At 55.9% G+C, this 11,811-nt stretch carries 10 protein-coding genes and 1 pseudogene; 9 read left to right on the forward strand and 2 right to left on the reverse strand.

Annotated features, from left to right (window positions below; genetic code table 11):
* Positions 1–10 precede the first annotated feature (10 nt).
* Genes KQI65_12345 through KQI65_12360 form a run of 4 tightly spaced genes read left to right on the forward strand, consistent with a single transcriptional unit; the run spans position 11 to position 5,815 of the window.
* On the forward strand, positions 11–478 hold the full coding sequence (locus KQI65_12345) for a PepSY-like domain-containing protein (protein ID MCB2205527.1): 468 nt from the start codon (positions 11–13) through the stop codon (positions 476–478).
* Positions 479–485: 7 nt separating this feature from the next.
* Positions 486–1,871 (forward strand): TolC family protein, encoded by a 1,386-nt coding sequence (locus KQI65_12350; GenBank protein MCB2205528.1) that lies wholly within the window; start codon positions 486–488, stop codon positions 1,869–1,871.
* Positions 1,855–2,799 (forward strand): HlyD family efflux transporter periplasmic adaptor subunit, encoded by a 945-nt coding sequence (locus KQI65_12355; GenBank protein ID MCB2205529.1) that lies wholly within the window; start codon positions 1,855–1,857, stop codon positions 2,797–2,799. The genes KQI65_12350 and KQI65_12355 overlap by 17 nt, the downstream gene beginning before the upstream one ends.
* Positions 2,800–2,803: 4 nt before the next feature.
* Positions 2,804–5,815, forward strand: a complete 3,012-nt coding sequence (locus KQI65_12360; protein MCB2205530.1) for an efflux RND transporter permease subunit — start codon at positions 2,804–2,806, stop codon at positions 5,813–5,815.
* A 391-nt stretch (positions 5,816–6,206) separates the two neighbouring features.
* On the opposite strand, the gene KQI65_12365 is transcribed toward KQI65_12360, so the two are convergent.
* The gene (locus tag KQI65_12365; GenBank protein MCB2205531.1) at positions 6,207–6,881 is read right to left on the reverse strand and encodes a hypothetical protein; all 675 of its coding nucleotides are present in this window, start codon (positions 6,879–6,881) and stop codon (positions 6,207–6,209) included.
* A 166-nt stretch (positions 6,882–7,047) separates the two neighbouring features.
* Between KQI65_12365 and KQI65_12370 the strand changes: the two genes are divergently transcribed.
* The 3 genes from KQI65_12370 to KQI65_12380 are packed head-to-tail and all read left to right on the forward strand — an operon-like array spanning position 7,048 to position 9,023.
* Positions 7,048–7,677: a TetR/AcrR family transcriptional regulator gene (locus KQI65_12370; GenBank protein MCB2205532.1), complete on the forward strand. Its 630-nt coding sequence runs from the start codon at positions 7,048–7,050 to the stop codon at positions 7,675–7,677.
* Positions 7,678–7,687: 10 nt separating this feature from the next.
* On the forward strand, positions 7,688–8,251 hold the full coding sequence (locus KQI65_12375) for a nitroreductase family protein (GenBank protein MCB2205533.1): 564 nt from the start codon (positions 7,688–7,690) through the stop codon (positions 8,249–8,251).
* 25 nt (positions 8,252–8,276) lie between these two features.
* Positions 8,277–9,023, forward strand: a complete 747-nt coding sequence (locus tag KQI65_12380) for a DUF169 domain-containing protein (GenBank protein ID MCB2205534.1) — start codon at positions 8,277–8,279, stop codon at positions 9,021–9,023.
* 32 nt (positions 9,024–9,055) lie between these two features.
* On the opposite strand, the pseudogene KQI65_12385 reads toward KQI65_12380, so the two are convergent.
* Positions 9,056–9,298 (reverse strand): annotated as a pseudogene (locus KQI65_12385) (nitric-oxide reductase large subunit).
* A 401-nt stretch (positions 9,299–9,699) separates the two neighbouring features.
* Between KQI65_12385 and KQI65_12390 the strand changes: the two are divergent.
* Both KQI65_12390 and KQI65_12395 read left to right on the forward strand, forming a co-directional pair.
* On the forward strand, positions 9,700–11,319 hold the full coding sequence (locus tag KQI65_12390) for a PAS domain S-box protein (GenBank protein MCB2205535.1): 1,620 nt from the start codon (positions 9,700–9,702) through the stop codon (positions 11,317–11,319).
* Positions 11,320–11,346: 27 nt separating this feature from the next.
* Positions 11,347–11,802 carry a response regulator gene (locus KQI65_12395; GenBank protein ID MCB2205536.1) on the forward strand — a complete coding sequence of 152 codons (456 nt, stop codon included), beginning with the start codon at positions 11,347–11,349 and terminating at the stop codon, positions 11,800–11,802.
* Positions 11,803–11,811 lie beyond the last annotated feature (9 nt).

Below are 11,811 nucleotides of genomic sequence, written 5' to 3' on the forward strand. Positions count from 1 at the left end.
AGGAGCACCCATGCGCTATTTCATCATCGCAATGTTTTTCCTCCCCCTTCTCTCTTCCTGTGCCGAGGCACAGGCGGATATCCCCCCTGCAGTCAGCAAGGCGTTCGATGTGAAGTTCCCTGGAGCAGTCGATCTGCGCTGGGACAAGGAGGACGCCAAAACTTACGAGGCCGAGTTCACAATGGACGGCAGCGAAATGTCCGCGTTGTTCGATGCTTCGGGCACGTGGATGGAAACGGAGACGAGCATCAAAACCAGGGACCTTCCGCAGGCGGTGCACGAGACGATTGCGAAACAATTCTCCGGATATGACATCGAAGACGCTGAGCAGATCGAGGATGCGAAAGGAAGCATCTCGTACGAGGTCGAACTCGAAAATGAAGAGCACAGTGTGGAAGTCGTGTTCACCGCCGATGGACATGTGCTAAAGCAGAAGGCGGAAAAGGAAGATGGTCAGAACGAACGTGACAACGACTGAACATGTTTTGATTAACAGAGCAGCTGGAATCCGGCAGTGCAGCAACCGAAATCCCGTTCCTGGAGCTGTCGGACTCCTCTGCTGTCTCATCCTCTTCCTGATTTTCACTCCTGATCAGCAGGGGATCGCACAGTCCACTCAAGTTGAGACTCCCCGGCTCTCCCGCACGCTTGATTTCTACATCCGCGCTGCTCTGGAGAACGCTCCGGCACTGCATGATCTTGACAGACAACGCACGATCACCGCACTGCAAAAGGAAGTCGATGCCGCACGCGTAAGCGGTACGCATGCCTGGCTCAGCAGCGAGTATCTGTTTGCGCCCTTCTTCAGCAACTCCGGTCTGCTTGTCAGCACAAACCCGCCCCCCGGTGCCGTCGGATACGACGTGGGAATCACGAACGGAGGCCAGTACTCGGCACAGCTTCATGTGGAGCGCAGCATTTTCTCTGGCACGCTTACTGACGCCCTGTCGAGACAGAACGACGTGAAGCTGCGATCCCTCCAGCATGACTATGCATTCGAAGAACGGAGGATGAGGAAGGAAGTCACGGAACTGTATCTCCAGACATACCGGCTGCAGCTCCTGCGCGCGATGTCGCAGGATGTCGCGGACAACCTGCGCAGCGAACTCGCTGTTCTGGGCAGTCTGCAGCGCAAGGGTCTCTCACGTTCGAAAGATTTTCTGCTTCTTAAAATTGAATTCGAGGCACAGCAAATTGAACTCCGGAATGCCGAACAGGCACTGCGAGGTACCCTGCGCCGGCTCACGACGTCCTGCGGTCTGCCGTCCGATACCGTGCCCGTCGATCTGCAGCCGGTCACGCTGGCGGTTGCTGATTCCGGTGACGGCACCGGTTTCCTGCAGGGTTTCGTACTCGACAGTCTCGCCATCACCGCTGAACAGGAAGTAGTTGACGCCTCGTATCATCCGCAGGTCCGTTTGTTCGCGAATACCGGGCTGAATGCGGTGGAACTGCATGATATACAGCAAAAATTCGGTTTCAGTGCCGGATTCAGCCTCACCCTCCCACTGTACGACGGCGGGCAGAAGCAACGCAAGCAGGAACAGGCGGTCCTGGCCCTGAAAAGCCTCGACGAATACCGGCGGCGTTCTCGATTGAACATACAGTCTGAACGGGCCACAGCCAGGGACCGTCTCGAAACGCTCCGAAGTGGTCTGCAGTCGATGGAATCACAGCTCGCTGATTTTGGAACAATTATGGAAGTTTCACGGCGCCAGCTTAGCGCGGGAGGAATTTCGATGACCGAGTATCTGATACTGGTGAGGAGGCGGATTGACATGCTCACACGGCAGATCGATCTGCGAATTTCCATGCAGCAGCAAATCAACACATTGAACTACTGGAGCTGGCAGAATGAACGGCAGCACTGATCGATTGCATCATGCCCTGATGAGAAACGCGGCAGTGACCACCATGATCCTGCTGCTGTTGGCAGGATGCAACAGTGATACGGGTAAACGCAGCATGAGCAGGTTGCCGGGAACACCGGTGAAGACCGTGCGTCCGCTACGCTCGGATCTTACAGAGTTCGTGAACATGAATGCATACACGAAGTTTCTGCGTAAGGAATCCGTGCGTGCCACGTTCCAGGGATTCGTTGCCGATGTACGAAAAAATATCGGCGACAGGGTCGCGGTAAACGATACCCTCCTGCGCATGCGTACGCGTGAAGCCGCTGCGGACGACAGCCTCGCAGTGCGCGTGGGCGAAACGTCCTTCAGCGGAGTTGTCGTCGTCCGGGCACATACTGCTGGTATCCTCACATCGCTACCATTCAAGGGAGGGGATTTCGTGAACGAAGGCGAACAGGTGGCCGAGATCGTCGATCTCGCTTCAATGCGCATCGTGCTGAACGTTCCCTACCAGTATGCGGCTGCACTGAAGCCGCATGCGACATGTACACTGCAGCTTCCCGACGGTCACCTGCATCCGGCGCGGGTGGAACACAGTCTGCCCAGCGTAGACCCGGTGTCACAGACGCAATCATTCCTTCTCAGGACCGACGGGATGGGTTTCCTGCCTGAGCACCTGAACCTGCAGGCTCGTGTGCCAATCCGAACCGTTCATGATGCACTGGTTCTTCCGCGTTCCGCGGTGATGTGCGATGAGATGCAGACACAATTCTGGGTCATGCGTGTCGCAGGCGATACGCTGGCTTTGCGCGTGAATATCGAACCCGGGCTTGAAACGGACAGCCTTGTCCAGGTGCTGCATCCGGCGCTTGACTCGGCAGCGCTCTACATCTCCAAAGGTGCATTCGGACTGGCGGACTCCGCACGCATCACGCTCTCTCGCTGACACAATGGAACGATTCTATCTCACATATCGAGGACCGATCGGCGTATTCATACTCCTGCTGCTCGCAGCCGGCGCATACGCACTCACGCAGATCAAGACGGGGTTGTTTCCCGACATCACCTTCCCAAAAATCAAGATCATCGCCGAGAGTGGTGAGCAACCGGTCGAAAACATGATGGTCACCGTGACCGTCCCCCTCGAGAATTCCGTGAAGCGTGTCGAGGATCTGCAGATGATCCGCAGCACGACGAGTCGGGGCAGCTGTGAAATTTCTGCCTTCCTGAACTGGGGCACGGACATCGATCTCGGAAAGCAGCGTGTTGAAGCGCAGATCGCTGCCATCCGCCAATCGCTGCCGCCGGGTGTCGTCACCACAGTTGAGAAGATGAATCCTTCCATCCTTCCAGTCATGGGATTTTCCCTGCACGGTGCCGGACGCAGTGCGGTCGAGCTGCGCGAGCTGGCAGAATTCACGATCAAACCCATTCTCGCACGCATCGACGGAGTTTCCGATGTGGGCGTCAGTGGAGGGAAAATCAAGGAATACCAGTTGCTGCTCGATGAAAACCACATGAGCGACTACCGCATCACGCCAGCCGTGATCGCCGAGGTACTGGTACGTTCGAACTTTATCGCATCCAACGGATTCACGGTTGACCACAACCGCATGTACCTTTCGCTTACCGATGCCGCGATTGATAATATTGAAGAACTGCGAAACACGGTGCTCGTTAGCACACCCCAGGGCAATGTCCATATTCGGGATATCGCAAAGGTGCAGGTGGGCGAACGGCGGGAGTATGTCCGCATCAACGCCAACGGCGAAAATGTGCCACTGATCGCCGTACTCAAGCAGCCCAACGCCAATCTCATGGACGTAACACAGTCGGTACGCGACCGACTGGATGAGATCGCAGCAATTCTGCCTGCGGGCGTTCGCCTCGAGCCTTATTATGACCAGTCAGAATTCGTCCGTGGTGCTGTTGGCAGCCTGCGTGATGTGCTCTGGATCGGACTGCTTCTCGCGCTGTTCGTCACCGTCGCGTTTCTGCGCTCACTCAAGGCGAGTTCCGTAGTGCTGGTGACGATCCCGGTCACCCTTTCCCTTACATTGACAGTGCTGTACGCAGCCGGCTACACACTGAACATCATGACGATCGGAGCAATTGCTGCAGCGATCGGACTCGTCATTGATGACGCCATTGTTGTGGTAGAACAAATACACCGCACACACGAAGAGCATCCGGATGAAAGCGGCAGTCATCTCGTCGGACGCGGTGTTCGCTATCTTCTTCCAGCCATGATAGGATCATCACTCAGTACGATCGTTATCCTTCTCCCCTTTATGTTTATGAGCGGCGTGGCAGGAGCATATTTCAAGGTCATGACTGACACGATGATCATTGCTCTCCTCTGCTCCTTCCTCGTCACATGGATTGGATTGCCCGTCCTGTACCTCATGTTCTCTCGGGGTGCCAACGACGTGAAGAAGGTGGCGAAGACCATGCACAGGCAAACCTGGGTGGCCTTCTTTCTCCGAAGGCCGTGGATCGCACTGACGTTCTCGCTGTTGCTGCTTCTTTCCGGCATCTACGCGATGCGACTCCTGCCCAGCGGGTTCCTTCCGGAAATGGACGAAGGATCCATCGTACTCGATTTCAACAGTCCCCCCGGCACCTCGCTCGACGCCACCGACCGGATGCTCAGTGTCGTCGACCGTATTCTGCACGAAATTCCGGAAGTGGATCATTACTCGCGTCGCACGGGCACACAGATGGGATTTTTCATCACCGAAGCGAATCGGGGCGACTACCTGATCCAGTTGCGTGACGACAGGAGCCGAAGCACCGAGGAGGTTTCGAACGATATCCGCCGCCGCATCCATGCAATGCTGCCTGTGCTGCAGGTCGATTTTGGCCAGGTGATCGGAGACATGCTCGGGGATCTGATGGCATCGGTACAACCAATCGAGGTGAAGCTCTTCGGTGACGATCACACACGACTTGTGGCGCTCGCTGACAGCGTGGCAAAACAGGTCGGCAGTGTTCCCGGTACGGCCGATGTTTTCAACGGCATCACCATTGCCGGGCCTGAACTGAGCATGGAGCCGGATATCAGCCGGCTGGCACAGTACGGGATGAGTCCGAGTGATTTCCAGTACCAGATGCAAACCCGCATCGAAGGGTCGGTCATCGGCAGAATACGCGAAAAGAACCGCATGATCGATATCCGGATGCTGAACACAGGACCGGGCACATCGATAAGGGATCTACGGAGCGCCCGGCTGTTTCTGCCTGACGGACGTTTGAAGCCGATCGGGGAATTCGCCACCCAGCGATTGCGCAAAGGGGTCGCGGAGATTGACAGGGAAAATCTCAAACCGATGGTGGCGGTCACTGCCCGTCTGAATCAACGCTCACTTGGCGACGTGCTCAAAGACATACAGTCGCGCCTCGCCCGCACGGTCGCACTGCCACCGGGATACCAGATTGAGTATGGTGGTGCATACGCCGAGCAGCAGCAGGCGTTCGGGGAATTGCTCATCATTCTGCTTCTCGCGCTGCTCCTGGTGTTCATCGTGATCCTTGTGCTGTTTCACAGCATCCGCGTATCGCTCGTCATCATCACGCTGGCGCTCCTGGGTACAGCGGGGAGCATCCTGGCCTTGTTCGTAACAGGGACGGCACTCAATGTCGGGAGTTACACGGGGATCATCATGATCATCGGCATCATCGGTGAGAATGCCATTTTCACATACCAGCAGTATCGAAGCATGCGCGAAAAAGGCGTGGGCCGTGATGATGCGCTTATTTACTCGATATCGACCAGGCTTCGGCCCAAACTCATGACCGCGCTCGGTGCGATTGCAGCACTGTCTCCGCTCGCCCTGGGCATTGGAACAGGCGCGCAGATGCATCAGCCGCTGGCCATAGCCATAATCGGTGGTCTTCTTACGGCCCTTCCACTGCTGCTCATCGTGCTTCCTACCGCCCTCCATCTGACGGAAACCTCCTGATCATCGAGCGGGCAATCCCGCACAAAAGCGTGCATTCTACCGGGAGCATCAGTTGACTAACCTGCTCCCTTCTAGTCAAGTCCACCGGAAATTCGTCTGATTCCCGAGACAGATTCCGGCGTAAGTGCTTGAAATTATTCGATAAACTCCAAAAAACGCGCTATTTCCTAAGTCTGGCGCGTATGCCAATTTCGCCACATTCGCATGTGGATAACCGATTGCATCAAATGCGATGCAAAAGGTCAATCCTAGCTAGGTAAAATTCGGGATTTTCGGGCGGGGACAAAAGAACCTGGTTCCCTCTGCCCGGCGACCAAGGAGGCAGCTGCGTCCAATTGCAAGTTTTCGATGCGTCTAATTGCAATTTAATACTGCGTTCAACCGGTCCCATTCACCACGGATCCGAAATCCCTTCATAGATCTCCCGCAGCTGTGCCCGTGTGGGATTGTGGTAGTATGCACCCTTGCCATAGTTTGCGGCAGTGATGAGATCGGTCGCATCGACGTGTTTTCCGAAACTCAGCACGTAGATGCGGACGCTGTCCCGCAGGGCGAGTCCGACGCATTCGGGTAGAGTCGCCTTGGAGCCATATTCGAATCCGTCTGTCATCAGGATTACTGCTTTTGAGGGACGAATGGCGATGCTGTGTACTTCCCGGATCGTTCCGTACAGCGCGTCCCAGATCACCGCTCCGTGACTGAAGGGGTATCCGTTCTCGAGATGACTCAACAACAGGGAAGTGTCGTGCGTCATGATCTGCCGAAACATGGCGTACCTGTGAAACCAGGCAATGGTTGCCTCGTCCATCTCACCGTCCATCATGCCGATAAAATCCCGTGTCGCTTTCTCCATCAACGATGCCGGCGTCGGATCCCACATATTCATCGTTGTAGAGATTTGCGAGATGAGTCCCACGGAGATCGGGTGGGGATCTGGCTTATCATTCACCGGGTTGGTATCATCAGAGCAGGCTGGTACAAAGATGACCAGCAGTGTGGCACTGATGACTGAGCCCAGGAGACGCAGCGAAGTTCGCGCGCTGCCATGATGCTTTTTCCTGTCCATTCCTGCCTCCGATGATGCGATGGAATCTCTGGGACCCCGGCATTCTGCGGAATTCATTGGAAAGATTCAACCCACGCGGATGGTCTTGCCCGTCAATGGAATAATTCAGACGTTTGTATGATTTTATTGCTCGTGATCACCAATCGGCATCCAAGATCCAGAACAGATGAAAAGCACGAGGGAAAAGATTCTTGATACCGCTGAGCGTTGTTTTGCCCGGCAGGGAATTGCCTCTGCATCCGTGCGCAGCATCGTCGATCAGGCAAGGGTCAACCTCGGTGCAATCACCTATCATTTCGGGTCAAAAGACAATCTGGTGATGGAAATCTTCCAGCGGCGCATGCTTCCCATGACGAAAGAGCGACTCGATATGCTTCGCCGGGCCCGGGAGGCGTGCGGAGATGCTCCCATCCCGCTCCGCAGAGTGATCGAAGCGATCGTCATTCCTCAGTACCGGCTCACCAGCCGCTTTCCGCAGTTCATCGCATTCCTCGTGCACATGAAGAATTATCCGAATGCGAAGTTCATGAAGCTGATCAACGACGATTTCAACAACCTGTACGAAGAGATCCATCACGCCCTGCGCAACGCTCTTCCTCCGATGTCCGACACAGAGTTTTTTCTGAAGCTGCACTTTGTCATTCATATGATGGACATCATTCCCAAAAACGATTATCAGCTCAGGCGGCTCCTCCCCGGCCAGCTGAGCGGTGAGGAGATCACTGACGTCCTCATGGCCTTCCTCGAAGGGGGACTCACGAATCGCGCACTACATACACTCTCCAACGAAACGTAAAAGGTGTAACATGAATATTCTCGATCACATCAAGTCGCGCAGAACAATTCGGAATTTCAAATCCGACCCCATCCCTCAGCCGGTTCTGGATGAAATCTTCGAAGCTGCCATGTGGGCGCCGTCGCCGGCAAATTCACAGCCGTGGGATTTTTACGTGGTCGGACCGGAGGCGAGAGGGAAAATCCTTCCCCTGCTTCAGGCGAAGGCGAAAGAGTTCTACGCCGATCCCAATCTTCCCGAACCGAAGCGCAGGGCACTGGAAGCGCTGTCGGAGGATTTTGGCGGTGCGCCGTACATGGTGGCTGTGGTCAGTCGGGTTGGACACGAACCCATGGAGCAGATTGAGTACCCTCTCAGCGCTGCGGCAGCCGTGCAGAACCTCTGCCTCGCGGCGTCGGCGCATGACGTCGGATCGATCTGGCTCTCCGTGGGTGCCGCACCACCGGTGAGGCAATTCCTCGGCATCGAAGAAGGCGCATCGATGGTTGCCCTCCTCGCACTCGGCTATCCGGAAGTGATCCCGCCCGCATTGCCGCGCGACGACTACCGCACCCACATGAAACAGGTACCCTGAAAAGAGTAAAAAAGGAGATTGCTGCATGTCTCACCGTCTCACCGAAGCCCTGGGATTGAAGTACACCCCCCTGGCGATCCTGTTGACCGACACCAGACCGGAAAAGGCCGCCCAGTTCAAGGAAGGCAGCTGGGGTTGCGTGGCTTCCATGCTGCAGGCCGCCAGTGAAGGCAAGACCGTCGTCTTCGACCGTAAAACCAGCGGTTGTCCCAGTGGGGGGACCGGACTCGGTTTCGGAAACTGCTATACCGGTTTCCCGATCGACCGGCTGCTCTCAACCGGTGGAAAAGCCGACCTTGGTAACGGACAGGTTTTTGACATGGGTGAGGGAGAGCGTTTTTTCGACAGTCCCGAAGCAGCTGCCCGGTGGGCGGACGCTCTCCCCTATCGCGACGTCCCCACCGAATACATCGTCTGCAAACCGCTCGATCAGGTCGCAGAGGATGAAGAGGTTTCGCTCATCATGATGTTCGTCAATCCCGACCAGCTCTCGGCGATGGTAACCCTTGCCGGCTTTCACCGGGGCACCATCGATGCGACAGTGGCACCCTGGGGCGCGGCATGCCAGTCCGTCATGTTCGCGCATGCGGAATCCGAACGCGATACGCCACGCGGCGTGATCGGTTTTTTCGACATCTCACAACGCAGCAAAATCGGCATGGAGATGCTCTCCTACACAGTCCCGTACGCCATGTACCGCGAGATGGAAGCCAGCGTTGACGACAGCTTCCTGCGCACGCACATCTGGGAGAAACTGCGCGAACGCTGGTAGCTAACCGTGCTCCCGGTGCATAGTGCCGGTGATTATTCGGTCCTGGCTTTTGCTGCAGATTTATTTCTCACTGTGAGGGTCAGCACGAACCATCCACGTGCGAGCGTACCAATCGTAAAGACGGTATCGCCGACCACGCGCAGCCAACGAAGAGTTTCCATATGCGGAAGCTGCATAAATTCCGCAGAGAGTGCGTACCACATTCCATGGTTCACACTGGCGACGGTCTGCAGCAGACCAATCGGCAACAAGCTGATCAGCACCATGAGCAGCAGGGCGATGAACAGGAAGTTCACGCCGGCACGTTGAAATGCAGGATCCCTGCCGAGGCGTGATGGTCCGATATACAATCCGGTGGCCAGCCAAGCCGCTGCGATCCAGAATATGGCGAGCTGGGCAGGCCATGTTCGCGTCACGGAGTATAGATGCGGCGACATTCTGATAGCATCCATCCACGAGGTGAGCGGCCTTACAGCTGATCACACCTGCGAACGGCACCATCACAGGATGCGACCTTGATGGTGCCGTTTCGGGATTGACACTTCGGGAAAAAATTCCTACCATGCAGTAGTCATCATCCACAATTAATCCAACGGAACAGACGTCCCACCATGTGCGTGCAGGACGCGAATGTGCGTGTCTTCAATGGTGTGTCTGCCATCTACAGGAGGATGCGATGTTGGCCCGAGGCGGAAACAATCAGTCAGAGCTGGAACAGCTCGCAGCACGGACAGTACGGGATACCGAGGAACGGTTCCGGGTGGTGTTCGAATCTACCAACGATGCGATATTCCTCCTTACCGAAGGAGGCTTCTTCGACTGCAATCCGAAGGCGCGTGAAATGTTCGGCATCCCGTCGCATGAAGAAATCACGCGCATACATCCTGCGGACATCTCACCCGTCACGCAGCCGGATGGACGTCCATCAATGGAAGCTGCCCTCGCTCATATCACACGCGCACTCGCTGAAGGGAAAGATAGTTTTGAATGGGTGCACCGGAGAAGAAACGGTGAGGACTTCCCCGCCGATGTCCTCCTTTCGTCATTTGAATTCGGGGGACGGCGGGTACTACAGGCGACCGTCCGCGACATCACCGCCCAGAAGGCGGCCGAGGATGCGCTTCGGCAGAAAACCGATGAGCTCGATCGTTTCTTCAACCTCGCACTCGATCTTCTGTGCATTGCTGATACGGATGGCTATTTCCGCCACCTGAATAAAACATGGGAAACAACACTGGGATATTCCCTTGATGAACTGGAGGGAAGGCTGTTTCTCGACTTCATTCATCCCGACGATCTACAGCCTACACTCGAGGCAATCGCCAAACTTTCAGACCAGGTGCCCGTCATCGGTTTCACTAATCGCTATCGATGCAAGGATGGCAGCTACCGGTGGATAGAATGGCGCTCGGCACCGTCGGGCAAACAGATCTATGCGGCCGCTCGCGACATCACTCCCCATATCGAGGCCGCTGAGAAACTGCGAGAGATGAATGAAACGCTGGACCATCGAGTGTATGAACGTACGCTGGAACTGCAGGAGAGCAAGGCGCGGCTCCGTCAGCTGAATACTGAGCTCGAGCAGCGTGTGCAGGAACGCACCGCTTCCCTTGAGGCGGCGAATCGCGAACTGGAGGCGTTCAGCTATTCGGTTTCGCATGACCTGCGCGCACCGTTGCGTCATATCAGCGGATTTGTAGAGCTGCTTCAGAAGAACGCACAGAACTGGCTCGATGAAAAAAGTAAGCGCTGGCTGCGGCTGGTCACAGAATCCACCAGGGAAATGGGCAAGCTGATCGACGACCTCCTTGTTTTTTCCCGTATGGGAAGGACGGAGCTTCTCCATACAGATTGCGACCTCTATGGCATCACGGCGGAGATCATTCACGGTTTCGAGCAGGTCTGCATTGATCGCCATGTCGAATGGATGCTTCCCGACCTGCCGACGGTGCGCGGCGATCCGTCCATGCTTCGTCTCGTCATGGTCAACCTGCTCGGGAACGCCCTGAAATACTCGCGAACCCGCGATCCGGCCCGCATAGAAATCTCATGTACTGAGACAGAAGAGGAATGGATCATCTCGATACAAGACAATGGCGTGGGTTTTGACATGCGCTATGTCGATAAGCTCTTCGGCGTGTTCCAGCGGCTGCATTCAAGCAAGGAATATGAAGGAACAGGAATCGGTCTCGCCAATGTGCAGCGCATCATCACGCGGCATCGGGGGCGCGTTTGGGCCGAGGGTGCCGTGGACGAAGGCGCTACATTCCATTTCACCCTCCCACGAAAGCAATGAGGCGTACACCAGCTGGAGGACATTGCAATGAAACCTTTCTTTAGACGCATTCTTCTCGCCGAAGACAGCGCACGCGACGTGGAACTGACAATCGAAGCACTCGGCCAGCATCATCTCGCAAACGAAGTCTTCGTTGTCGAGGATGGTGCGGAAGCGCTCGACTATCTGCATTGTCGAGGGAAATACGAGGGACGCGTCAACCGTCCCCCCGCAGTCGTGCTGCTCGACATCAAGATGCCCCGAATGAATGGCATCGAGGTACTGCGCGAAATCCGCGCCAGTGAGAAATTCCACGCGCTGCCCGTCGTCATGCTGACATCGTCACGGGAAGAACGTGATATCGTTGAAAGCTATGATCTCGGAATAAACGCCTACGTCGTCAAACCCGTCGATTTCCAGGAGTTCATCGAAGCCGTCAAGACGCTGGGTCTGTTCTGGGCGGTCGTGAACGAGCCCCGGCCGCCCGGAGGAGGATATGTCTGATTCATTGCA

Source organism: bacterium, assembly GCA_020444325.1.
GTDB lineage: Bacteria > Bacteroidota > Ignavibacteria > SZUA-365 > SZUA-365 > BM516.

Excerpts from the sequence above, each read along its gene's own strand:
- KQI65_12365 (MCB2205531.1), bottom strand. The coding sequence starts at position 6,881 with ATGGACAGGAAAAAGCATCATGGCAGCGCGCGAACTTCGCTGCGTCTC.
- KQI65_12370 (MCB2205532.1), top strand. The coding sequence starts at position 7,048 with ATGAAAAGCACGAGGGAAAAGATTCTTGATACCGCTGAGCGTTGTTTT.
- KQI65_12345 (MCB2205527.1), top strand. The coding sequence starts at position 11 with ATGCGCTATTTCATCATCGCAATGTTTTTCCTCCCCCTTCTCTCTTCC.
- KQI65_12395 (MCB2205536.1), top strand. The coding sequence starts at position 11,347 with ATGAAACCTTTCTTTAGACGCATTCTTCTCGCCGAAGACAGCGCACGC.
- KQI65_12375 (MCB2205533.1), top strand. The coding sequence starts at position 7,688 with ATGAATATTCTCGATCACATCAAGTCGCGCAGAACAATTCGGAATTTC.
- KQI65_12380 (MCB2205534.1), top strand. The coding sequence starts at position 8,277 with ATGTCTCACCGTCTCACCGAAGCCCTGGGATTGAAGTACACCCCCCTG.
- KQI65_12390 (MCB2205535.1), top strand. The coding sequence starts at position 9,700 with ATGTTGGCCCGAGGCGGAAACAATCAGTCAGAGCTGGAACAGCTCGCA.
- KQI65_12355 (MCB2205529.1), top strand. The coding sequence starts at position 1,855 with ATGAACGGCAGCACTGATCGATTGCATCATGCCCTGATGAGAAACGCG.
- KQI65_12360 (MCB2205530.1), top strand. The coding sequence starts at position 2,804 with ATGGAACGATTCTATCTCACATATCGAGGACCGATCGGCGTATTCATA.